Here is a 22,247-nt window from a genome sequence, read left to right as displayed (position 1 = left end):
ATGCACTCAAAGCCCCGCTGCGGTGGGGCCGAAACACAAAAATAATTCGAGTGAAGATATGAACATGCCAATTGCAAACGCCGTGCTTGATCCTGTGCTGGACCCGCTGGAAACCGCCAGCATCGACGAACTGCGCAGCCACCAGCTCGATCGCCTGCGCTGGAGCCTGAACCACGCCTACAACAACGTGCCGCTGTACCGCCAGCGCTTCGATGCCCTGGGCGTGCACCCCAATGACATCCGCTCCCTGCAAGACCTGGCGAAGTTTCCCTTCACCACCAAGTCCGATCTGCGCGACAACTACCCATATGGCATGTTTGCCGTGCCGATGCCGGAAGTGGTGCGCCTGCACGCCTCCAGCGGCACCACCGGCAAACCCACCGTCGTCGGCTATACCCAGAACGACATCGATACCTGGGCCAACGTGGTCGCCCGCTCGATCCGTGCGGCGGGTGGCCGACGCGGTGACAAAGTGCATATTTCCTACGGCTACGGCCTGTTCACCGGCGGCCTTGGCGCGCACTACGGCGCCGAACGCCTGGGCTGCACGGTGATCCCGATGTCTGGCGGGCAAACCGAGAAACAGGTGCAACTGATCAAGGATTTCCAGCCGGACATCATCATGGTCACGCCGTCCTACATGCTCAACATCGCCGATGAGCTCGAGCGCCAGGGCGTCGACCCGCACAAACTCGCCTTGCGCCTGGGCATCTTCGGCGCCGAACCGTGGACCGGCGAGCTGCGCAGCGCCATTGAACAGCGCCTGGGCATCACCGCGCTGGATATCTACGGCCTGTCGGAAATCATGGGCCCGGGGGTCGCCATGGAATGTGCCGAGACCAAGGATGGCCCGACCATCTGGGAAGACCACTTCTACCCGGAAATCATCGACCCGGTCACAGGCGAAGTACTGCCGGACGGGCAAATGGGCGAGCTGGTGTTCACGTCGCTGAGCAAGGAAGCCCTGCCGATGATCCGCTACCGCACCCGCGACCTGACTCGCCTGCTGCCGGGTACGGCCCGACCGATGCGACGCATCGACAAGATCACCGGACGCAGCGACGACATGCTGATCATCCGTGGCGTCAACGTGTTCCCGACGCAGATCGAAGAGCAGGTGCTGAAAGTCAAACAACTTGCCGAGTGCTACGAGATTCATTTGTATCGCAATGGCAACCTGGACAGTGTCGACGTGCACGTCGAACTCAGGGCCGACCAGCAGCACCTGGGCGACGAGGCACAGAAAGCGGTTTGCGCCGAACTGAGCCGGCACATCAAGACCTACATCGGCATCAGCTCGCGGATCGTTCTGCAGCCGTTCCACTCGATCAAGCGCTCCGAAGGCAAGGCCTGCCACGTCATCGACAACCGCCCCAAAGCATGACTGCTGCACCTTTTAGCCCCGCGATGCGGGGCTTTTTTTGCCCCTTCATTGCTAGACCCGCACCCCTCTGTAGGAGCGAGCATGCTCGCGATGGAGCTAGGAGCACCGCGGGGTATCAGGCTTCCCGCGTCATCGTTGACGACCATCGCGAGCATGCTCGCTCCTACAGTAAAGGGGGACGGGATGGCGCAAAACCAACCACTCATCCCAAAGCGATACAAAAACATATACGACACGATATTTTATGTTTGATATTCAATTCTGTATCGCTTATAAAGTTCTCCATGCCCTCGATCAGATTCAAGGCGGGAGAACCCCCATGTACGCACAGCTTGTAGAAACCGGCGTCAAGCGCATCAAGGACCTGTCGGAGATGTCCGAACAGGAACGCGCCTTCCAGGAAAAAATCGATTCGGAAATCAAGATCGAAGCCAAGAACTGGATGCCGGATGCCTATCGCCAGACGTTGATCCGGCAGATATCCCAGCACGCTCATTCTGAAATCGTCGGCATGCTGCCTGAAGGCAACTGGGTGACCCGCGCGCCCACGCTCAAACGCAAGCTGCAATTGATGGCGAAGATCCAGGACGAAGCCGGCCACGGCCTGTACCTGTACAGCGCCATGGAGACCCTGGGCGCAGACCGCGACAAAGAGATCGCCAAGCTGCACAGCGGCAAGGCCAAGTATTCGAGCATCTTCAACTACCCGACCCTGAACTGGGCCGACATGGGCGCCGTGGGCTGGCTGGTGGATGGCGCGGCCATCGTCAACCAGGTGGTGCTGCAGCGCACCTCCTACGGGCCCTATTCCCGGGCGATGATCCGCATCTGCAAGGAAGAGAGCTTCCACCAGCGTCAGGGCTACGAAATTCTCCTGACCATGATGCGTCACGGCACCCAGGCGCAAAAAGACATGGTCCAGGATGCGATCAACCGCCTTTGGTGGCCGTCACTGATGATGTTCGGCCCGAGCGACGAACACTCGCCGAACAGCGCGCAATCCATGGCCTGGAAGATCAAGCGCCAGAGCAACGACGAACTGCGCCAGCGTTTCATCGACCAGACCATCCCCCAACTGGAGCTGCTGGGCTGCACCTGCCCCGACCCGGACCTCAAGTGGAACGCCGAGCGCGGCCACTACGACTTTGGCGAAATCCAGTGGAGCGAGTTCTACGAAGTGCTCAAGGGCAACGGCCCATGCAACACCGAGCGCGTCGCCACCCGCCGCAAGGCCATTGAAGACGGCGCCTGGGTACGCGAAGCCGCCGTCGCCCACGCCCGCAAAAAACAAAACAAGAACGCCGCCTGAGCCGGCCCGAACCCCTCTGTAGGAGCTGGCTTGCCAGCGAGGCGGCTTAAAGGGCAGCAGTGATCTCACTGAGGTCATCGCGGGCAAGCCCGCTCCTACACAGAGCAACCGATGTGGAGAACTGAAATGTCCGAGTGGACCCTCTTCGAAGTCTTCGTGCGCAGCAAGCACGGTCTCAATCACAAGCACGTCGGCAGCGTGCATGCCGCCGATACCACCATGGCCATCGAGAACGCGCGCGAGCTCTACACCCGCCGCAGCGAAGGCGTGAGCCTGTGGGTGGTGCCGTCGGCCATGATCACCGCCTCGTCGCCGGATGAAAAAGATCCGCTGTTCGATCCCTCGGACGACAAGGTCTATCGCCACGCCAGCTTTTACGAGCTGCCGGCCGAAGTCGGGCATATGTGAGGTCGACCATGAACAACAAGACCGATCTGATCGAATACCTGCTGCGCCTCGGTGACAGCGCCCTGATCCAGGGCCAGCGCCTGTGCCAATGGTGCGGCAAGGCTCCGGCGCTGGAAGAAGAACTGGCGCTGATGAACGTCGGCCTCGACCTCGTCGGCCAGGCGCGCAACTGGCTGGAATACGCCGCCGAGCTGCTGGATGACGGCCGCGACGCCGATCACCTGGCGTTCCGCCGCGACGAGCGCGCCTACCGCAACCTGCTGCTGGTGGAACAACCCAACGGCGACTACGCGGTCACTATCCTCAAGCAGTTCCTCTACGACGCCTGGCACCTACCGGTGCTGCAGGGCCTGAGCCAGTCCAGCGATGAGCGCATCGCCGGGATCGCCGCCAAGGCCGTGAAGGAAGTCACCTATCACCTGCGCCGCTCCAGCGAATGGGTCGAGCGCCTGGGTGACGGCACCGAGGAAAGCCACCAGCGCATGCTCGCGGCGATCCCGGAAGTCTGGCGGTTCACCGTGGAACTGATCGCCGCCGATGACAGCGAACAGCGCCTGCGCGCAGCCGGCATCACGCCGGACATCGCCACTGTCGCCGCTGCATGGCAAGCCCGTGTCGAAGCGATTTTCGCCAGCGCCACCCTGCCCGTTCCGGCTGCCGCGAACTACTTCTACCTCAACGCACGCAAGGGCCTGCACACCGAGCACCTGGGCATCCTGCTGGCCGAGATGCAATTTTTGCCACGAGCGTACCCCGATGCAACCTGGTGACCTGATCGCCAGCGACCTCGGCGCCCGGCCGGCACAACCGACCGACCTGGCGGCCGCTTGGTCGATCCTGAGCGAAGTCATGGACCCGGAAGTGCCGGTGGTCAGCGTCGTCGACCTGGGGATCGTGCGCGATCTCGATTGGCAGGCGGGGCATCTGCACGTGGTGGTCACGCCGACCTACTCCGGCTGCCCGGCCACCGAAGTCATCGAAAGCGACATCCGCGATGCGCTGGAGCACGCGGGCTTTCGCGCGCCGCAACTGGAGCGCCGGCTGACCCCGGCATGGACCACCGACTGGATCAGCGCCAGCGGTCGTGAGCGCCTGCGCGCCTACGGCATCGCGCCGCCCGAAGGCAGCACCAGCAAGCGCAGCCTGCTCGGCGAAAGCCCGCGGGTGCTGTGCCCGCAATGCGGCAGCGCCCACACCGAGGTGCTCAGCGAGTTCGGTTCCACCGCCTGCAAGGCCTTGTATCGCTGCGTCGATTGCCGCGAGCCGTTCGACTATTTCAAGTGCATCTGAGCGGCCAATGACCGCCTCAGCTGGAGAACAACAATGAGCAAATTTCACAGCCTGACCATCAAGGACGTGCGTGCCGAGACCCGCGATGCGGTGTCCATTGCCTTTGAGATCCCACAGGACTTGCAGGACAGCTTCCACTTCAAGCAGGGCCAGCACCTGGTGATGCGCACGCAACTGGATGGCGAAGAAGTGCGTCGTTCTTACTCGATCTGCACCGGTATCAACGACGGTGAACTGCGCATTGCGGTCAAGCGTGTGGTCGGTGGGCGTTTTTCCGCCTTCGCCAATGAACACCTGAAAGCCGGGCACACCCTGGAAGTCATGCCGCCGGCCGGTCATTTCAGTGTCGAACTGGACCCGAGCCGCCACGGTAACTACCTGGCCGTCGCGGCCGGCAGCGGCATCACGCCGATCCTGTCGATCATCAAGACCACCCTGGAAACCGAGCCCCACAGCCGCGTCACCCTGCTGTACGGCAACCGCTCCAGCGCAGGCGCCCTGTTTCGCGAACAGCTCGAAGACCTGAAGAACCGCTACCTGCAACGCCTGAACCTGATCTTCGTATTCAGCCGCGAGCAGCAGGACGTCGACCTGTACAACGGCCGGATCAATGCCGAGAAATGTGAGCAGCTGTTCTCCCGCTGGCTTGACGTCAAGGCCCTGGACGCGGCGTTCATCTGCGGCCCTCAGGAAATGACCGAAACCGTACGCGACAGCCTCAAGGCCAAGGGCCTGGCGCCCGAGCGCATCCACTTCGAATTGTTCGCCGCCACCGACAGTCAGCAAAAACGCGAGGCCCGTGAAGCCGCCCGCCAGGTGGACGCCGCCGTCAGCCAGATCACCGTCATCAGCGACGGCCGTGCCCTGGCGTTCGATCTTGCGCGCAACACCCAGAGCATCCTCGATGCCGGCAACGCCCAGGGTGCCGAACTGCCCTACTCGTGCAAGGCCGGCGTGTGCTCGACCTGCAAGTGCAAGGTCATCGAAGGCGAAGTGGAAATGGACAGCAACCACGCGCTGGAAGACTACGAAGTCGCCGCCGGCTACGTCCTGTCCTGCCAGGCCTTCCCGATCAGCGACAAGGTGGTGCTGGATTTCGATCAGCTCTGATCCAAAACCCTGTAGGAGCGAGCATGCTCGCGATGGTCGCCAACGATAACGCTGGCAGCCTGGCAACCCGCGGTGCTTGATCCACCATCGCGAGCATGCTCGCTCCTACAGGGAACTGTGTTTCACCCACGACAAAAACAAAAAACAAGAGAGCGTGCCATGACCCCACAAGACATCGAACTCATCCAGCAGCACCCCGCCTTCAAACAACTGGTGCGGCGCAAACAGAAGCTCTACTGGTCGCTGTCGTTGATCATGCTGGTGATCTATTTCGGTTTTGTCCTGCTGGTGGCGTTCTCGCCGGCCACCCTTGGCCAGTCGCTCAATGGCGGCGTGACCTCGGTGGGCATGCTGGTGGGTGTGGTGGTGGTGATCCTGGCGTTCGCCCTGACCGGGTTTTATGTCTATCGCGCCAACCACGTGATCGACCCGCTCAACGACAAACTCAAGCAGGAGTGCGCCCAATGAGCCGGCTCCTGGCATTATTCCTGCTGCCATTGGCCATCGTCACCGACTTCGCGGTGGCCGCCGAGAGTGCGGCTCGCCCGCTGAACTGGAATGCCATCGGCATGTTCCTGGTGTTCGTACTGTTTACCCTCGGCGTGACCCGTTGGGCCGCCTTGCGCACTCGTTCGGCCAGCGACTTCTACACCGCCGGCGGCGGCATGAGCGGCTTCCAGAATGGCCTGGCGATTGCCGGCGACATGATCTCCGCCGCCTCGTTCCTGGGCATCTCGGCCATGATGTTCCTCAATGGCTACGACGGCCTGCTCTACGCTTTGGGCGTATTGGCCGGCTGGCCGATCATTCTGTTCCTGATCGCCGAACGCCTGCGCAACCTGGGCAAATACACGTTTGCCGACGTGGTGTCCTACCGCCTGGAGCAGACCCCGGTGCGCCTGACCTCGGCCTTCGGCACCCTGACCGTGGCCCTGATGTACCTGGTGGCGCAGATGGTCGGCGCCGGCAAGCTGATCGAATTGCTGTTCGGCATCGACTACCTCTATGCAGTGATGCTGGTCGGCGTGCTGATGGTGTTCTACGTCACCTTCGGCGGCATGCTCGCCACCACCTGGGTGCAAATCATCAAGGCGGTGATGCTGCTGTTCGGCACCAGTTTCATGGCGTTCATGGTGCTCAATCATTTCGGTTTCAGTACCGAAGCGATGTTTGCCGGCGCCACCGAAGTGCACGCGAAGGGCACCGCGATCATGGCGCCGGGCGGCTTGCTGTCCAATCCGATCGACGCGATCTCCCTGGGGCTGGGCATGATGTTCGGCACCGCTGGCCTGCCGCATATCCTGATGCGTTTCTTCACCGTCAGCGATGCCAAGGAAGCGCGCAAAAGCGTGTTCTACGCCACCGGTTTCATCGGTTACTTCTACCTGCTGCTGATCGTCGTCGGCTTCGGCGCCATCGTCATGGTCGGCACCGACCCGTCGTACCGAGACGCCAGCGGCTCGATCATCGGCGGCGGCAACATGGTCGCGGTCCATCTGGCACAAGCGGTGGGTGGCAACCTGTTCCTGGGGTTCATCTCGGCGGTAGCGTTCGCCACCATCCTGGCGGTGGTTGCAGGCCTTGCGCTGTCCGGCGCCTCGGCCGTGTCCCACGATCTCTACGCTTGCGTGATCCGTAAGGGCCAGGCCAGCGAACAGCAGGAAATGCGCATGTCGCGCATCGCCACCCTGTGCATCGGCGTGCTGGCGATCATCCTGGGGCTGTTGTTCGAATCGCAGAACATCGCCTTCCTCTCTGGCCTGGTACTGGCCATCGCCGCCTCGGTGAATTTCCCGGTGCTGTTCCTCTCGATGTACTGGAAAGGCCTGACCACTCGCGGTGCGGTGCTGGGCAGCCTGATGGGGCTGGTTTCGGCAATCGTCCTGCTGGTGCTGAGCCCGGCGGTGTGGGTCAACGTCCTGCATCACGACAAGGCACTGTTCCCGTATTCCAACCCCGCACTGTTTTCCATGAGCCTGGCTTTTTTCAGCGCCTGGCTGTTTTCCGTCACCGACCGTTCGCCACGCGCCGCCCTCGAGCGCGGCCGTTACCTGGCGCAGTTCATCCGTTCCATGACCGGCATCGGCGCCTCGGGCGCGAGCCAGCACTAACCCTCCTATTTGCCAACCCGGAGCAATCCAGATGTCTCACGTTGCCACACTGCAAAGCTTCATCGCCGGTCGCTGGATCGGCCAACACGGCGCACAGATCCTGCGCAGCGCCCTCGACGGCCACGAGATCGCCCGCACCCACGAAGAACGCCCGGACTTCGCAGAAGCCATCGAGCACGGCCGTCGCCAGGGCGTCAGCGGCCTGATGGCGCTGGACTTCCAGCAACGGGCCCAGCGCCTGAAAGCACTGGCCCTGTACCTGAGCGAGCGCAAGGAACAGCTTTACGCGATCTCCCACCACAGCGGCGCCACCCGCGCCGACAGCTGGATCGACATCGAGGGCGGCAACAGCACGCTGTTCACCTACGCCAGCCTCGGCTCACGGGAATTGCCATCGGGCAACGTCGTGCACGAAGGCCCGGCGTTGCAACTGAGCAAACTGGGCAGCTTTGCCGGCACCCACATCCTGGTGCCGCGTGGCGGTGTCGCGGTGCACATCAACGCCTTCAACTTCCCGATCTGGGGCATGTTGGAAAAGTTCGCCCCGAGCTTTCTCGCCGGCATGCCGTGCATCGTCAAGCCGGCCAGCGCCACCAGCTACCTGACCGAAGCCGTGGTGCGCCTGATGGACGAGTCCGGCCTGTTGCCCGCCGGCAGCCTGCAACTGATCATCGGCGGCACCGGTGACCTGCTCGACCGCCTGCAAGGCCAGGACGTGGTGACGTTCACCGGCTCCGCCGACACCGCCGCCAAGCTGCGGGTCAACCCGAACCTGATCCGTAACTCGGTGCCGTTCACCGCTGAAGCCGACTCACTGAACTGCGCGATCCTGGCCCCGGATGTCAGCCCGGACGACGAAGAGTTCGAGCTGTTCATCAAGGAAGTCGCCCGGGAAATGACCACCAAGGCCGGGCAGAAATGTACCGCCATCCGCCGCGCCATCGTGCCGGCCAAACACATCGATGCGGTGGCCTCGCGCCTGCGTGATCGCTTGGCCAGGGTGGTGGTCGGCGACCCGTCGGTGGAAGGCGTGCGCATGGGTGCGTTGGCCTCCCATGATCAGCAAAAAGACGTGGCCGAACGCCTGGAAGCCCTGTTGCAGAGCAGCGACATGCTGTTCGGCGCACGCGATGGTTTCGAGCCACGCGGCGACAATGTCGATAAGGGTGCGTTCTTTGCCCCGACGCTGTTGCAGGCCCGCGATCCGCATGCCGAAGGCGGCGCCCACGACATCGAGGCGTTCGGTCCGGTCAGCACCCTGATGGCCTACGACGACCTGGACGAAGCCCTGGCCCTGGCCGCCCGTGGCAAGGGCAGCCTGGTGGCCAGCCTGGTGACCAAGGACCCGTTGATTGCGGCCAAAGCCATTCCAGTCGCCGCGGCATTGCACGGCCGCCTGCTGGTACTCGACCGCCACTGCGCCGGCGAATCCACCGGCCACGGCTCGCCGTTGCCGCAACTCAAACACGGCGGCCCGGGTCGCGCGGGTGGCGGTGAAGAACTCGGCGGCCTGCGTGCCGTGAAGCATTACCTGCAACGCGCAGCGGTCCAGGGCTCGCCAACCATGCTGGCGGCGGTCACGGGCGAATACGTGCGCGGCGCCCAGGTCATCGAGACCGAGGTGCATCCATTCCGTCGTTACTTCCAGGACCTGCAGATCGGCGAATCGCTGCTGACCCACCGTCGCACCGTGACCGAAGCGGACCTGGTGAACTTCGGTTGCCTGTCAGGCGATCACTTCTACATGCACTTCGATGACATCGCGGCCAAGGAATCGCAATTCGGCAAGCGCATCGCCCACGGCTACTTCGTGCTGTCGGCCGCCGCCGGGCTGTTCGTTTCGTCAGCGCCCGGCCCGGTGCTGGCCAACTATGGCCTGGACACCCTGCGTTTCATCAACCCAGTGGGCATCGGCGACACCATCCAGGCGCGCCTGACCTGCAAACGCAAGATCGACCAGGGCAAGAAGAGCCCGCAAGGCATCCCGCAAGGGGTGGTGGCGTGGGATGTGGAAGTGACCAACCAGCTGGGAGAGCTGGTGGCCAGTTATGACATTTTGACGTTGGTGGTGAAGCGCGAGGGTTGATCCTCCATTTGTGGTGAAGTTGATGGCCTCATCGCGGCGGTGCGACAAGCCCGCTCCTCTGTAGGAGCGGGCTTGCCCGCGATGAGGACCTCAAATTCAATGAAGATCCTAATGCCTGCGCAACCACTCGATAAACAGCGCAAACAACTCCGATTGCGACCCCACTTCAAGCTTCAGGTACAGGTTCTTGCGGTGCATGCGCACCGTCTCCGGCGAGATGTTCAATTGGCTGGCCGTGGACTTCACCGAATGCCCGCGCAACACCATATGCGCCACTTCACGCTCGCGCTCGGTCAGCAAATCGCTGCCAAAATGCTCGAACGCTGACTGCACCCGCTGCTTGAGATCCTCACGGCCACTCGCCTCCTGATCGGCACGATGCTGCAAGCCACGCTGACCGAACTCAGCGATGAACTCGCGCACCAACGGCTCGACGGCGCGCAACAGGTTCAGTTGCTCAACCCGCAGGCTTTCCCCGCCAAAGCCCTGGAACAGGCTCACGGAAATTTGTGTGTCGTTGCCGGTGTCCACCAGATAAAAACTGTCTTCGGAACTACCTGCCTTCAAGTAGTAAGTCTTGTAGTACTCGCTGTCGAAGAAGTTGTCCGGGGCGATTTCCTCCAGGTGATAGAAGCCTTCGGCCAAGCCCTGCCCCACCGCCAGGCAGAAGGGGTCCAACAGGTAGCCGCCGGAAAAATAGCGCTCCAGCAGCGACACCCGGTATTGCTCCGGGATGCCCTGCTGATACAGCAACTGGGGCGCGCGGTCCTTGTGTTCCAGGCTGATCATCACCGACTCGATTGACACCAGATGGCCGAATGCCGAGGCCAGATGGCGCAGCGCGTCGGGCTCGTCGATGTGGGCGAAAGCCTTGCGCACTTCGGCATGCCATTTGTGCAAGGCACCGAAAGGCAAGGCGATCAAGGTGTCATCGTTGGGTTTGCTCATGCCCCGCAGTCTAGCGGGTGAACCGAGCCCCCGTAAGCGGCTCGAACTCATTGGCCGGCGTACTGACCGCTTTGTTCAAGCTCGGCCGCCAGCTCGAGAATGCACACGCGCAAGGTCTCGACGATCTCGTCCACCTGGGCATGCGTGAGGATCAGCGGCGGCGACATCACGTTGAGGTGCATGATCGGCCGTACCAGCAAGCCCCGCGTCTGCGCCCGTGAATGAATGCGCTCACCGATGTTGATCTCGTCGGCAAACAGCGCCTTGGTGCGCTTGTCGGCGACGAACTCGACGCAGGCCATCAGCTTCTCGCAACGCACGTCGCCCACCAGCGGCAAGTCGCTGAGCGTGGCCAGACGCTGTTCCAGGTAGCTGCCAACCTCCTCGACATGCTCCAGCAGGTTTTCCCGCTCGATGATCTCGATGTTCTTCAGGGCGGCGGTGCAGCACACCGGGTGGCCGCTGTAGGTGAAGCCGTGGGTGAAACAGCGGCCCTTGCCCGGCTCGGCGATGACTTTCCAGATGCGGTCGGAAAAGATGCACGCGCCCAGCGGCAAGTAGGCAGACGTCAGGCCCTTGGCCGTGGTGATGATGTCGGGCTGCACGTCGAACACGTCCTTGGAGGCGAAGAATTTGCCCAAGCGCCCGAACGAGGTCACCACTTCATCGGCGACGAAAAGGATGTCGTAGCGCTGACAGACTTCCCACATACGCTTCAGATAACCCTTGGGCGGAATGATCACCCCACCCGAGCCCATGATCGGCTCGGCGAAGAACCCGGCGACCTTGTCCGCGCCGATGGCGAGGATCTTGTCTTCGAACTCCTTGACCAGGAACTCGAGGAACTGCCCTTCATCCATGCCGTCCGGTGCACGGTACGGGTTGGGGTTGGACACGTGGTGGATCAGGTCGTTGGCATAGTCGAACTCCGGCACCCGGTCGGCGGCCTTGTTGCCAATCGACATGGTCAGCGTGGTGGAGCCGTGATAGGCGTTTAAGCGCGCGATGATGTGCTTCTTGTCCGGCTTGCCCCGGCAGTTCTGGTAGTACTGGATCAGGCGGTACGCAGTGTCCACGGCGGTTGACCCGCCAGTGGTGAGGAACACGTGGTCCAGGTCCCCCGGCGCCAGGCTGGCGAGTTTTTCGCACAACTGGATGGCGACGTTGTTGGTCATGTCGCAGAACGGGTTCGAATAGGCCAACTGGCGCACCTGGTCGGCGATGGCCTGTGCCATTTCCTCGCGACCCAGGCCGATGTTCGTGCACCACATGCCTCCGACGGCGTCGAGAAAACGGTTGCCCTGGGTGTCGTAGATGTAGGCGCCATCACCGGCGACGATGTTCAGGGCGCCCTGTTCGGCATGCTCGTCGAACATGTGGTAGCCGTGCATGTAGTGCGCTTTATCGGCCTTGATCAGCCGCGATTCATCGGCGGCGGACATTACGTCATGCGTTGGAGTAGCCATACAAAAACCTCGAACCTGTTGGTTTGACGATCAGATGCCGCTTTTCACCGTGCTCCAGACCCGCGTGATGGCACGCATGTCCTTGGGGTCCTGGGTCTTTTGCGCAAACAGGCGCTCACGGGTCTCGTCATCGGGATAAATAGCGGGATTGTTGCGCACATCGGCATCGAGCAAAGGCGTGGCGGCAGCGTTGCTGTTGGCGTAGTGGATGTAGTCGGTGACGTCGGCCATCACCTGAGGCTTCATCAGGAAGTCGAGAAACTTGTGGGCGTTGGCCACGTGCGGGGCGTCGGCCGGGATGTACATGTTGTCGAACCAGATCAGCGAGCCTTCCTTGGGAATGAAGTAGGACAGGTTGATCTTCAACTTGGCTTCTTCGGCGCGAGCCATGGCGGTGGCGTAGTCGCCGGACCAGGTCATGGCCATGCAGGTGTCACCGTTGGGCAGGCTGGTCAGGTAGTTGACGGAGTCGAACTTGCGGATGTACGGGCGCACCGACAGCAGCAGTTCCTGCGCGGCCTTGAGGTCAGCCGGCGCAGCGCTGCGCGGATCGCGGCCCAGGTATTTGAGGGCCAGGGGGATGACTTCGGTCGGCGCATCCACCAGGGTCACGCCACAGTCGGCGAAGCGCGAGACGATCTTTGGATCGAAGATCATCGCCAGCGACCCGATGGGCGCGTCGGGCATACGTTCCTTGATCTTGTCGACGTTGTAGGTGATGCCGTTGCTGCCCCAGGTGTAGGGCGCGGAATAGAGATTGCCGGCGTCGAAGCCCTGCATGTCCTCAAGGACTTTGTGATCGAGGTTGGCCCAGCCTGGCAGCAGTTTTTTGTTCAGCGGCTGGAACACCTTGGCTTTGATCAGCGGTGGCGCGAGCGAGGCGTTGAGCACCACCAGGTCGTAACCGGAGTGGCCGGTGAGCAACTTGGCCTGCACGGTTTCATAGGCGTCGAAGGTGTCGTAGATGACTTTGATGCCGGTGGCTTTCTCGAATTCGGCCAGGGTGTTTTCGCCGATGTAATCCGCCCAGTTGTAGAGCCTGAGTGTTTTACTGTCGTCCACCTCGGCGGCCTGGCTGTTGTGGGTTGTTATCAGGGAAGCGAGAAACAAGCTGGAAATCACCGTGAGGGCCTTGCGCATAGCAAATTCACCTTATCAAGCGACGTCGGCTCGGGATGAGCAGGTGGATCTACTATTGGCCGGTTTGGCGAGGGGCGCCATACCCCGAATGGGGGTGTGCGTGGGGTTGTTCTTTTTTGGCTGGCCTGTGCGCTCTGGAATGGTGATCCCCCCTGTGGAAGCGGGCTTGCCCGCGATGGGCGGTATCGTGCCCCGCTTTTGATCTTGATCTTCTGTAGGAGCGAGCCTGTCGAGGCGTCGAACCGTCGCGATGGTCGTTAACGATAACGCGGGCTGCCTGGAAGCCCGCGGTGCCTGAGCCACCATCGCGAGCATGCTCGCTCCTACAGGGATCGTGCTCGGCTTTTGATCTTGATCTTCTGTAGGAGCGAGCACGCTCGCGATGGTCGTTAACGATGACGCGGGCTGCCTGGATGCCCGCGGTGCCTGGGCTACCATCGCGAGCAAGCTCGCTCCTACAGGGGATCGTGCCCCGCTTTTGATCTTGATCTTCTGTAGGAGCGAGCACGCTCGCGATGGTCGTTAACGATAACGCTGGCTACCTGGATGCCCGCGGTGCCTGAGCCACCATCGCGAGCAAGCTCGCTCCTACAGGGGATCGTGCTCGGCTTTTGATCTTGATCTTCTGTAGGAGCGAGCACGCTCGCGATGGTCGTTAACGATGACGCGGGCTGCCTGGATGCCCGCGGTGCCTGGGCTACCATCGCGAGCATGCTCGCTCCTACAGGGGATCGTGCTCGGCTTTTGATCTTGATCTTCTGTAGGAGCGAGCCTGTCGAGGCGTCGAACCGTCGCGATGGTCGTTAACGATAACGCTGGCTACCTGGATGCCCGCGGTGTCTGGGCTACCATCGCGAGCAAGCTCGCTCCTACAGGGATCGTGCTCGGCTTTTGATCTTGATCTTCTGTAGGAGCGAGCACGCTCGCGATGGTCGTTAACGATAACGCTGGCTACCTGGATGCCCGCGGTGCCTGGGCTACCATCGCGAGCAGGCTCGCTCCTACAGGGGATCGTGCCCCGCTTTTTGATCTTGATCTTCTGTAGGAGCGAGCACGCTCGCGATGGTCGTTAACGATAACGCTGGCTACCTGGATGCCCGCGGTGTCTGGGCTACCATCGCGAGCAAGCTCGCTCCTACAGGGATCGTGCTCGGCTTTTGATCTTGATCTTCTGTAGGAGCGAGCACGCTCGCGATGGTCGTTAACGATGACGCGGGCTGCCTGGAAGCCCGCGGTGTCTGGGCTACCATCGCGAGCAAGCTCGCTCCCACAGGTTTGCGCTTCAGGCAGGCAAAAAAAGACGCGCAACGAGTTGCGGCTCGTCCACGCGTCAAAACGGGAAGCTTCAGTACAGTTCTTTGTGTACGCGATGGTTGCTCGCCAGGTCGGCGACAAAGGTCTGTGCGTCTTCCTCGCCTAGATGACCGAAGGTCATCGCGATATTGACCAGCGCCACGTCAATGGCTCGTTCCAGGTTGCTCTTGTTGCCGCACACGTACAGGTGCGCGCCCTGGCTGAGCAAGGCCCATAGGTAGGCGCCGTGTTCGAGCATGGCGTCCTGCACGTAGTACCGTTGCTCGCTGTCCCTCGAGAAGGCGGTGATCAGCACATCGAGCACGCCGTCAGCCTGCCATTTTTCCAGGCGCGGTTGATAAAGGAAGTCCGAATCCCGGCGGCGGTCGCCGAAAATCAGGCAACTTTGCGCCGGGCTGTCCTGTTGCTCGATCTGTTCCAGCAAGGCAATCAGCGGCGCGATGCCCGTGCCGGTGCCGATCATGATCACCGGGTGCTCGACCTGCCGAGGCAGATGGAACGCCGGATTGCTGCGCACGAACACCTGCGCCTCGGGGTGCGGCCCGACCAAATGGCCGGTCGCCGTGCCAGTACGTGCACGGCCGGCCATGTCATAGGCGACCTCACGGATGCACAGGTCAACGTAACCGGCATGATCATGGGAGGCGATGGAGTAAGCACGCGGCAGAACGTTGGGCAGCCACTCGACCAGATCCTCCACACTCACCTGCCCCGGCTCGCAGAAATCATTAAGCACATCGAGCATGTCGCGGCCATACAGGTAGGCTTCCAGCTCCTTGCGGGCGCTGACCTTGAGCAAACCCTTGAGCGTCTCGTGCTGGCTGACCTTGGCAATGTCGCGCAGCACCGACTTGCTCAACTGGCGCAGCTCTTTGTCCCGCAGCAGCGTGCGGGCGTCTTCACGGCCGAACCATTCGCCCATCTGCTCAAGCAACGGTTCATCGTTGTGCGCCAGCACGTAAAGGTTGTCGCCAGCACGGTACTTGATGCCGCTCCCTTCGATGTCCAGGCGCACTTGCCAGGCGTAAGGCGCCGTGCCGTTGAGCCGGGTCCGCGAGATCACCCGCGCTGGCCAGGTGTCGTTTTCGCCATAGGCGGTGACCTGCAACTGCAAGGTCGTGCCGGCACGCCAGTCACCCCTGAGCACTGCCTCGAGCGTGGCGCACCAGGTGTCGAAGAAGCCCTCGAAATCAGTGTCCGCGTCGACGCGGTTGATCCAGGGTTTCGCCTGCTTTTGCGCAAGCGTGGCGTCGATGAGTTTGCTGAAGCCACAGAAAGTCGGGTAAGCCGTGTCGCCCAGGCCGAAGATGGCGTAAGGCTGATCGATCAATGAGGCGAACTCGTTCAGTTGATCCATGAAGCAATCGGCATTGCCCGGCGGCTCGCCGTCACCGAAGGAGCTGCACACGATGAGCAGCAAGTCCCGCGGGGTCAGGCTGTCGAGTTTCAGCGAGTTGAGATCCTGCACGGCCAGTTCGTACGGCTGCAAGCAAGGCAGACGCAACAGACGTTGCGTCAACCCACGGGCGTTGCCGGACTCCGAGCCATAACCGATCACGATGCGTTCGATCAGAGCTGGCATGGCCACTTACCTGTCGTAGAATTCGTCGAAAGTTTCCTTGGAGAACTCCAGGCCTTCGAAGTCGCTCATCAGGTCGTTGATCACCCGGCGAATGCTGATGTATTCAACGATATTGCCCTGCGCGTCGAACACCGGCTGCACGGTGGTATCGACCACATAGAGGCCACCGCCCTTGCCCACGTTGGGGATCACGCCGGTCCAGATTTCGCCTTTCTTGATGGTGTCCCACATCTGCTTGTACGTGCTTTTAGGCACGGCAGGATGACGCACGACGCTGTGCGGCTGGCCCAGCAGTTCTTCGCTGGTGTAGCCGGTCAGCTTGCAGAACAGATCGTTGACGTAAGTGATGTTGCCCTGCAGGTCGGTGGTGGAGATCACCATGACGTTTTCCAGTGCGCTCAAGACTTTGGCGTTGATGGCTTGCATTGTGTTACCCCTCGATTGATTAAAAATGGCGGCGATGACTGAGAAAAAGAGGATCCGACCCATGAGCGGATCCCAAAGGAGCTCGGGGATGAAACGCGCAGGTGTCGGGTTCAACTGTCCTGCGACTGCAGGCGCGAACCTTTGCGCGTCACTTGCTGGCCAACGTCGAACTTGGCGTTGGGCGAGCGAACGGTGCTGACTTCGCCCTTGGCGTCTTTCACTTCATAAGCGGTTTCGGTCAGGCCAGCCGCTTCCTGCACCGAGCTGCCGGCGAAGAAACCGGCACCGGCACCGATCAGCGCGCCAATCGGGCCGCCCACGGCGCCGACCATCAACCCGGTTACCACACCAGCACCTTTGCCAGCGGTGGTGTCGGGGACTTCGCGAACCACTTGGTCGGCCATGCTCAACGGGGAAAACAACAGGCAGAGGGTGAAGCTGAACGGGAGAGTACGAGTCATGATCAGTTCCTGCTCGGGTGGGAGTTACTCTAAGCATTCCACTAAACGTGCCAATATTTAATTACTTATTTTTCAAGTAGTTATAATAGTCAGGTGTCATTGTGACAACACTGAAAACAGGTCATTAGGACTACCGCGTTGTCTTTGTGACTAATTCTCATCCCGCCATTTCTCGACCGGACGAACCCAACTGACCACCGGCAGTAAAAATCAATTGCGAGCAAATATTACATGCGTCATATTATATGCGTAATAAAGCACCGTTCCTCACAGGTATTACTTCATGACCAGCATGCCCAGCCTCGAATCCGATCTTGCTGCCCCGGTGAGTCCACCTCGCCCGCCCCTGCTCAAGCGCCTGATCCTGCTGACGCTGGCCACCGCCGCCCTGGTGTTCGCAGGTTTCTTTGCCGTGCACTGGTGGACCGCCGGCCGCTTCATCGAAGAAACCGACGACGCCTACATCGGCGGTGACGTGACGGTGATCGGGCCAAAAGTCGCGGGCTACATCGACGAAGTGCTGGTCACCGACAATCAGAATGTCAAAGCCGGTGACGTGCTCATCCGCCTCGATTCACGCGACTACCGCGCCAATCTGGCCAAGGCCGAAGGCGCGGTTGCCGCTGAAGAAGCGCTGCTGGCCAACCTCGACGCCACGCAGCAACTGCAACAGGCAGTGATTGGCCAGGCCCGTGCCGGCATTGAGGCGGCCGGCGCCGAAACCGCTCGCTCGCGGGACGACAACCAGCGCTACAGAAAACTGGTGGGCAGCAATGCCGTTTCAGTGGAAAGCGCCCAGCGCGCCGACGCGACCTTCAAGACTGCCCAGGCCTTGAGCGCCAAGGCCCAGGCCGAATTGCTCGCCGCGCAACGCCAGTTGAACGTGATCGAAACGCAGAAACAGCAAGCCCGGGCGGCGCTGGTCCAGGCCCGCGCCGAGCGGGACCTGGCACAGCTCAACGTCGGCTATACCGAGCTGCGCGCACCGATCGACGGGGTGATCGGCAATCGCCGTGCGCGGGTCGGGGCTTATGCACAGGCCGGGTCGCAGCAGTTGTCGGTGGTCCCGTCGAGCGGGCTCTGGGTTGATGCGAACTTTAAGGAAGACCAGTTGGTCCACATGGTTCCCGGCCAGCGGGTGGTCATCCGCGCCGACGTGCTCTCCGGGCAGGCCTTCCACGGTCGACTCGACAGCCTCGCCCCCGCCAGCGGCTCGCAGTTCAGCGTGCTGCCGCCGGAAAACGCCACCGGCAACTTCACCAAGATCGTCCAGCGCGTGCCCGTGCGGATCCGCCTCGATCCGGCCGACAGCGTGCTCGGCCACCTGCGCCCCGGCCTCTCGGTGACCGCCGAGGTGGACACTCGCAAGGAACCTGAAAGCGCCGCCGTGGCCAGCGCGCCATGAGCCGCACCCTCGCCGCCCCCGCACAACCGTTCAATGCCGCCGACATGGCAACGGCGACCAAGGTATTCGCGTTCGCCACCATGTGCATGGGCATGTTCATTGCGCTGCTGGACATCCAGATCGTCTCGGCGTCGCTGCGCGACATCGGCGGGGGACTCTCGGCGGGCACCGATGAAACTGCCTGGGTGCAGACCAGCTACCTGATCGCCGAGATCATTGTGATCCCGCTGTCCGGGTGGCTGTCGCGGGTGTTCTCGACCCGCTGGCTGTTTTGCGCCTCCGCCGTGGGGTTCACCCTGGCCAGCCTGCTCTGCGGCGCGGCCTGGAACATCCAGAGCATGATTGCCTTTCGGGCGTTGCAGGGTTTTCTGGGCGGCTCGATGATCCCGCTGGTGTTCACCACGGCGTTCTTTTTCTTCACCGGTAAACAACGGGTCATCGCCGCCGCGACCATCGGCGCCGTGGCGTCATTGGCACCGACCCTGGGCCCGGTCATCGGCGGCTGGATCACGGACGTATCGTCGTGGCACTGGCTCTTCTATATAAACCTCGTGCCCGGCATCTTCGTCGCGGTGGCCGTGCCGATGCTGGTGAAAATCGACCAGCCGGAGCTTTCGCTGCTCAAGGGCGCCGACTATTTGAGCATGCTGTTTCTCGCGCTGTTTCTGGGTTGTCTGGAATACACCCTGGAGGAAGGCCCGCGCTGGAACTGGTTCAGCGACCGCACGATTCTGGCCACGGCCTGGATCAGTGGCCTGGCGGGCCTGGCGTTCATTGGCCGGACCCTGCACGTGGCCAATCCGATCGTCGATTTGCGCGCCCTCAAAGACCGCAACTTCGCTCTTGGCTGCTTCTTTTCGTTTGTCACGGGGATTGGTCTGTTTGCCACCATCTACCTGACGCCACTGTTTCTCGGTCGGGTGCGTGGCTATGGGGCGCTGGACATTGGACTGGCGGTTTTCTCCACCGGGGTGTTCCAGATCATGGCGATTCCGCTGTATGCCTTTCTGGCCAATCGCGTAGACCTGCGCTGGATCATGATGACCGGTCTTGGGCTGTTCGCCTTGTCGATGTGGGAATTCAGTCCGATCACCCATGACTGGGGTTCTGCCGAGTTGATGTTGCCGCAAGCCCTTCGCGGGATTGCCCAGCAACTGGCGGTGCCGCCCGCCGTCACCCTGACCCTGGGCGGGTTGGCGCCGGCACGGCTCAAGCACGCCTCGGGGCTGTTCAACCTGATGCGCAACCTGGGGGGGGCCATTGGCATCGCCGCCTGCGCGACGATCCTCAATGACCGCACCAACCTGCACTTCACCCGGCTGGCGGAAAACCTCAACAGCAGCAATGAGGCGCTGAACCAATGGCTGTCCCAGGTCGGCAACAATTTCGCCAACCTGGGCCTTGTCGGCGACACGGGCGCCACGGCCAGCCTGCATCAACTCTGGCAGTTGACCTACCGAGAAGCGCAAACGCAAACCTACGGTGACACCTTCCTGCTGATTGGCGCCTGCTTCCTCATTGCCACGGCGATGGTGCCCTTGATGCGCAAGGTGCAACCACCGCCCGCGCCCAGTGCCGACGGGCATTGATGGCCAGGGCAAGCTGCAAGCTAAACGCTTGCAGCTTAGCGTCACGCCTGAGGGGTTTTACGAAAGCCCACCGCCAGGCGATTCCAACTGTTGATGGTGGAGATCGCCACGGTCAAGTCGACCATTTCCTTGGGACTGAACTGCGCGGCGACGTACTCGTAGACATCATCCGGCGCGTGGGTCTGGCTCAGCTCGGTCAGTGACTCGGTCCACGCCAGCGCAGCGCGTTCGCGGTCGGTGTAGAACGGGGCTTCACGCCAGGCGGTGACACCGAACAAACGACGCGTGGTTTCCCCGGCCTTAAGGGCATCGCTGGTGTGCATATCGATGCAGAACGCGCAGCCATTGATTTGCGAAGCACGCAGCTTGACCAACTCAATCAGGCTCTTTTCCAGTGGCAGCTTCGAAACGGCGCCCTCCAGGGCCATCATGGCTTTGAGTGCATCAGGGGAGGCAGTGTAGAAATCGATACGAGGTTTCATGGTGGGCTCCTGGGAGGTAGTGGTTGCAGCTACGTTAATCCCGCGGGCAGGCGGCGCAAATATCCAATACTCCCGAAGTCGAGGAGGCCATTGGCGCCTGCGGAAAAAATAAAGTCCATCGGCCAATTGCCAGCGGTCACCCTGCGCCACTAGAATGCGATCAATTCTTAATTGCAGTCAGGCCAGCACGCCCGAATCGAGTAGCCGCCTTCCATGCCGTCAACCGAGCACGCTTCGAACCAGCAAATTCACAACCTCTATAGCGAACATCACGGTTGGCTGCAGGGTTGGCTGCATCGGAAACTCGGTAATCGCTGCGATGCTGCCGACCTCGCCCACGATACTTTCCTGCGCCTGCTAACCCGCCAGGTCACCAAGCCACTGGGCAGTGAGCCCCGGGCACTACTGACGCACATCGCCAAAGGCCTGGTCATCGACCGTTGGCGACGCCAGGACCTTGAGCGCGCTTACCTGGAAACCATCGCCCAACTGCCTGCCGCCGAAGTGCCTTCACCGGAAACCCGCCTGCTGATCCTCGAAACCCTGACGCGGATCGAAGCGCTGCTGCGCGAGCTGCCGGCGGTCACCCGCGACACCTTCCTGTTGTCGCAGATCGAAGGCCTGACCTACGTGCAGATCGCTGAGCGCCTGGACGTGTCGCTGATCACCGTCAAACGGCACATGCGCGCCGCCTTCGTTGCCTGCCTGAGTGTCGCCTGATGAACCCGATGATCAACCCGCAAATCCTCGGCGAAGCGGCCGATTGGCTGGTGCAGTTGCACTCTGGCAGCGCCACGCCGTCCGACCATCACGCCATCGCCCAATGGCGCAACCGCAGTGCCGAACATGCCCAGGCATGGCAGCGTGCCGAAGCCTTGCTCGGGGAATTTCGCAGCGTACCGCCCAACCTTGCCCTGCAAACCCTGCAACGGGCGGCACGCAAGGAAGGCCTCAGCCGTCGGCAGACGCTCGCGCGCCTGGGTCTGTTGCTGATGGCAGGTCCCGTGGGCATCGCCGCGCAACATGTGCCCTGGGAGCAATGGAACCCGGATCAGCGCACGGCCGTGGGCGAACAGAAACAAGTGCAATTGCCGGACGGCAGCCAGTTGCTGCTCAACACCCATTCGTCCGTGAATATCGCCTTCACTCCTCAGGAGCGGCGCATCACGCTGCTGGACGGCGAGGTGCTGATCAGCACCGCCAGGGACGCGGCCGCCCGCCCCTTCATCGTCGAAACCCCGCAAGCCATTGCCCGGGCGCTGGGCACCCGGTTTTGCGTGCGTACCCACGACTCGCGAAGCCAGGTGTCCGTACTTGACGGCCAGGTGGAGGTCACGCCGCTGTCGTTGTCACAGAGTTCGACCCTCAACGCCGGTGAGCGCCAGACCTTCCGGTCCGACCGCTTCGACCCGGTGGAACGCTTCGACACCAGCGCCCTGGCCTGGGACAAGGGCATGTTGCTGGCCAACAACATGCGCCTGGATGAATTGCTCACTGAGCTGAGCCGCTACCGTCCCGGCATCCTGCGGTGTCATGCCGATGTCGCCGGGTTGCGGGTGTCGGGAGCGTTTTCCCTGCGTGACACCGACGCCAGCCTGCGCCTGCTCAGCGATACGCTGCCGCTGAAAGTCAGCAGCCTGACCCGCTACTGGATGTCGGTCGAACCCCGGGCCTGAGTGGCCTTCATTTTTTTCACTGCCTCCTGATACCTTTTTGCGTTTCGTTCGGTGTGTGGA

General features: G+C 61.9%; 20 protein-coding genes. 13 read left to right on the top strand and 7 right to left on the bottom strand.

The features are described 5' to 3' along the window. The first annotated feature begins 58 nt into the window (after positions 1 to 58). The 9 genes from paaK (at position 59) to paaZ (ending at position 9,698) form a co-directional block, all read left to right on the top strand. Positions 59 to 1,384, top strand: coding sequence for a phenylacetate--CoA ligase PaaK (paaK, locus tag AB4N33_RS01270; RefSeq protein WP_460141203.1), 1,326 nt, complete (start codon positions 59 to 61; stop codon positions 1,382 to 1,384). Between the two features lie 319 nt (positions 1,385 to 1,703). Continuing rightward, complete coding sequence (gene paaA, locus AB4N33_RS01265; RefSeq protein WP_476456221.1) at positions 1,704 to 2,693, top strand: 1,2-phenylacetyl-CoA epoxidase subunit PaaA; 990 nt, start codon at positions 1,704 to 1,706, stop codon at positions 2,691 to 2,693. Positions 2,694 to 2,819: 126 nt separating this feature from the next. Continuing rightward, on the top strand, positions 2,820 to 3,101 hold the full coding sequence (gene paaB, locus AB4N33_RS01260) for a 1,2-phenylacetyl-CoA epoxidase subunit PaaB (protein WP_460122323.1): 282 nt from the start codon (positions 2,820 to 2,822) through the stop codon (positions 3,099 to 3,101). Positions 3,102 to 3,109: 8 nt separating this feature from the next. Further along, complete coding sequence (paaC, locus tag AB4N33_RS01255; protein WP_476456220.1) at positions 3,110 to 3,871, top strand: 1,2-phenylacetyl-CoA epoxidase subunit PaaC; 762 nt, start codon at positions 3,110 to 3,112, stop codon at positions 3,869 to 3,871. Next, positions 3,858 to 4,391, top strand: a complete 534-nt coding sequence (paaD, locus tag AB4N33_RS01250) for a 1,2-phenylacetyl-CoA epoxidase subunit PaaD (RefSeq protein WP_460122319.1) — start codon at positions 3,858 to 3,860, stop codon at positions 4,389 to 4,391. Before paaC ends, paaD begins: the two co-directional genes overlap by 14 nt. 33 nt (positions 4,392 to 4,424) lie before the next feature. Further along, positions 4,425 to 5,501 (top strand): 1,2-phenylacetyl-CoA epoxidase subunit PaaE, encoded by a 1,077-nt coding sequence (gene paaE, locus AB4N33_RS01245; RefSeq protein WP_460122317.1) that lies wholly within the window; start codon positions 4,425 to 4,427, stop codon positions 5,499 to 5,501. A gap of 159 nt (positions 5,502 to 5,660) precedes the next feature. Beyond that, positions 5,661 to 5,969: a DUF485 domain-containing protein gene (locus AB4N33_RS01240; RefSeq protein ID WP_460122315.1), complete on the top strand. Its 309-nt coding sequence runs from the start codon at positions 5,661 to 5,663 to the stop codon at positions 5,967 to 5,969. Then, positions 5,966 to 7,612, top strand: a complete 1,647-nt coding sequence (locus AB4N33_RS01235; RefSeq protein ID WP_476456219.1) for a cation acetate symporter — start codon at positions 5,966 to 5,968, stop codon at positions 7,610 to 7,612. Before AB4N33_RS01240 ends, AB4N33_RS01235 begins: the two co-directional genes overlap by 4 nt. Before the next feature lie 31 nt (positions 7,613 to 7,643). Next, complete coding sequence (paaZ, locus tag AB4N33_RS01230; RefSeq protein ID WP_476456218.1) at positions 7,644 to 9,698, top strand: phenylacetic acid degradation bifunctional protein PaaZ; 2,055 nt, start codon at positions 7,644 to 7,646, stop codon at positions 9,696 to 9,698. Positions 9,699 to 9,806: 108 nt separating this feature from the next. On the opposite strand, the gene AB4N33_RS01225 is transcribed toward paaZ, so the two are convergent. The 6 genes from AB4N33_RS01225 to AB4N33_RS01200 all read right to left on the bottom strand — a co-directional run bounded on the left by AB4N33_RS01225 (position 9,807) and on the right by AB4N33_RS01200 (position 17,035). Then, positions 9,807 to 10,646, bottom strand: coding sequence for a helix-turn-helix transcriptional regulator (locus AB4N33_RS01225; protein WP_476456217.1), 840 nt, complete (start codon positions 10,644 to 10,646; stop codon positions 9,807 to 9,809). Between the two features lie 47 nt (positions 10,647 to 10,693). After that, a complete protein-coding gene (locus tag AB4N33_RS01220) occupies positions 10,694 to 12,112 on the bottom strand; it encodes an aminotransferase (protein WP_476456216.1) in 1,419 nt (472 codons plus the stop codon). A gap of 30 nt (positions 12,113 to 12,142) precedes the next feature. Next, positions 12,143 to 13,252, bottom strand: a complete 1,110-nt coding sequence (locus AB4N33_RS01215) for a polyamine ABC transporter substrate-binding protein (RefSeq protein ID WP_460122306.1) — start codon at positions 13,250 to 13,252, stop codon at positions 12,143 to 12,145. 1,345 nt (positions 13,253 to 14,597) lie between these two features. Next, positions 14,598 to 16,148 (bottom strand): diflavin oxidoreductase, encoded by a 1,551-nt coding sequence (locus AB4N33_RS01210; protein ID WP_476456215.1) that lies wholly within the window; start codon positions 16,146 to 16,148, stop codon positions 14,598 to 14,600. 6 nt (positions 16,149 to 16,154) lie between these two features. Continuing rightward, entirely contained in the window at positions 16,155 to 16,574 is a 420-nt protein-coding gene (locus AB4N33_RS01205; RefSeq protein ID WP_460122302.1) for a PAS domain-containing protein, read from the bottom strand. Positions 16,575 to 16,684: 110 nt separating this feature from the next. Continuing rightward, entirely contained in the window at positions 16,685 to 17,035 is a 351-nt protein-coding gene (locus AB4N33_RS01200) for a hypothetical protein (RefSeq protein ID WP_460122300.1), read from the bottom strand. A gap of 283 nt (positions 17,036 to 17,318) precedes the next feature. Here AB4N33_RS01200 and AB4N33_RS01195 point away from each other — a divergent pair, with 283 nt between their 5' ends. Then, positions 17,319 to 18,440, top strand: coding sequence for an HlyD family secretion protein (locus tag AB4N33_RS01195; RefSeq protein WP_476456214.1), 1,122 nt, complete (start codon positions 17,319 to 17,321; stop codon positions 18,438 to 18,440). After that, the gene (locus tag AB4N33_RS01190) at positions 18,437 to 20,029 is read left to right on the top strand and encodes a DHA2 family efflux MFS transporter permease subunit (RefSeq protein ID WP_476456213.1); all 1,593 of its coding nucleotides are present in this window, start codon (positions 18,437 to 18,439) and stop codon (positions 20,027 to 20,029) included. Before AB4N33_RS01195 ends, AB4N33_RS01190 begins: the two co-directional genes overlap by 4 nt. Positions 20,030 to 20,070: 41 nt before the next feature. Here AB4N33_RS01190 and AB4N33_RS01185 read toward each other — a convergent pair whose 3' ends face one another. Further along, on the bottom strand, positions 20,071 to 20,511 hold the full coding sequence (locus AB4N33_RS01185) for a carboxymuconolactone decarboxylase family protein (RefSeq protein WP_460122294.1): 441 nt from the start codon (positions 20,509 to 20,511) through the stop codon (positions 20,071 to 20,073). 213 nt (positions 20,512 to 20,724) lie between these two features. Here AB4N33_RS01185 and AB4N33_RS01180 point away from each other — a divergent pair, with 213 nt between their 5' ends. Together AB4N33_RS01180 and AB4N33_RS01175 are read left to right on the top strand one after the other, a co-directional pair. Then, a complete protein-coding gene (locus tag AB4N33_RS01180; protein WP_476456212.1) occupies positions 20,725 to 21,231 on the top strand; it encodes a sigma-70 family RNA polymerase sigma factor in 507 nt (168 codons plus the stop codon). Next, entirely contained in the window at positions 21,231 to 22,187 is a 957-nt protein-coding gene (locus tag AB4N33_RS01175) for a FecR domain-containing protein (RefSeq protein WP_476456211.1), read from the top strand. The genes AB4N33_RS01180 and AB4N33_RS01175 overlap by 1 nt, the downstream gene beginning before the upstream one ends. Positions 22,188 to 22,247: the final 60 nt, after the last annotated feature.

Source organism: Pseudomonas sp. S1_E05 (assembly GCF_056337105.1).
The sequence above is the reverse complement of the archived record's forward strand: the minus strand, read 5'-3'. Positions and strand labels throughout refer to the sequence as shown.

Bases quoted from the DNA above. Each gene is read 5' to 3' on its own strand.
- AB4N33_RS01240 (WP_460122315.1), top strand. From the start codon at position 5,661: ATGACCCCACAAGACATCGAACTCATCCAGCAGCACCCCGCCTTCAAA.
- AB4N33_RS01185 (WP_460122294.1), bottom strand. From the start codon at position 20,511: ATGAAACCTCGTATCGATTTCTACACTGCCTCCCCTGATGCACTCAAA.
- AB4N33_RS01205 (WP_460122302.1), bottom strand. From the start codon at position 16,574: ATGCAAGCCATCAACGCCAAAGTCTTGAGCGCACTGGAAAACGTCATG.
- AB4N33_RS01200 (WP_460122300.1), bottom strand. From the start codon at position 17,035: ATGACTCGTACTCTCCCGTTCAGCTTCACCCTCTGCCTGTTGTTTTCC.
- AB4N33_RS01195 (WP_476456214.1), top strand. From the start codon at position 17,319: ATGACCAGCATGCCCAGCCTCGAATCCGATCTTGCTGCCCCGGTGAGT.
- paaE (WP_460122317.1), top strand. From the start codon at position 4,425: ATGAGCAAATTTCACAGCCTGACCATCAAGGACGTGCGTGCCGAGACC.
- paaZ (WP_476456218.1), top strand. From the start codon at position 7,644: ATGTCTCACGTTGCCACACTGCAAAGCTTCATCGCCGGTCGCTGGATC.
- paaK (WP_460141203.1), top strand. From the start codon at position 59: ATGAACATGCCAATTGCAAACGCCGTGCTTGATCCTGTGCTGGACCCG.
- AB4N33_RS01225 (WP_476456217.1), bottom strand. From the start codon at position 10,646: ATGAGCAAACCCAACGATGACACCTTGATCGCCTTGCCTTTCGGTGCC.
- AB4N33_RS01180 (WP_476456212.1), top strand. From the start codon at position 20,725: ATGCCGTCAACCGAGCACGCTTCGAACCAGCAAATTCACAACCTCTAT.
- AB4N33_RS01210 (WP_476456215.1), bottom strand. From the start codon at position 16,148: ATGCCAGCTCTGATCGAACGCATCGTGATCGGTTATGGCTCGGAGTCC.
- paaD (WP_460122319.1), top strand. From the start codon at position 3,858: ATGCAACCTGGTGACCTGATCGCCAGCGACCTCGGCGCCCGGCCGGCA.
- AB4N33_RS01175 (WP_476456211.1), top strand. From the start codon at position 21,231: ATGAACCCGATGATCAACCCGCAAATCCTCGGCGAAGCGGCCGATTGG.
- paaA (WP_476456221.1), top strand. From the start codon at position 1,704: ATGTACGCACAGCTTGTAGAAACCGGCGTCAAGCGCATCAAGGACCTG.
- AB4N33_RS01220 (WP_476456216.1), bottom strand. From the start codon at position 12,112: ATGGCTACTCCAACGCATGACGTAATGTCCGCCGCCGATGAATCGCGG.
- AB4N33_RS01235 (WP_476456219.1), top strand. From the start codon at position 5,966: ATGAGCCGGCTCCTGGCATTATTCCTGCTGCCATTGGCCATCGTCACC.
- AB4N33_RS01215 (WP_460122306.1), bottom strand. From the start codon at position 13,252: ATGCGCAAGGCCCTCACGGTGATTTCCAGCTTGTTTCTCGCTTCCCTG.
- AB4N33_RS01190 (WP_476456213.1), top strand. From the start codon at position 18,437: ATGAGCCGCACCCTCGCCGCCCCCGCACAACCGTTCAATGCCGCCGAC.
- paaB (WP_460122323.1), top strand. From the start codon at position 2,820: ATGTCCGAGTGGACCCTCTTCGAAGTCTTCGTGCGCAGCAAGCACGGT.
- paaC (WP_476456220.1), top strand. From the start codon at position 3,110: ATGAACAACAAGACCGATCTGATCGAATACCTGCTGCGCCTCGGTGAC.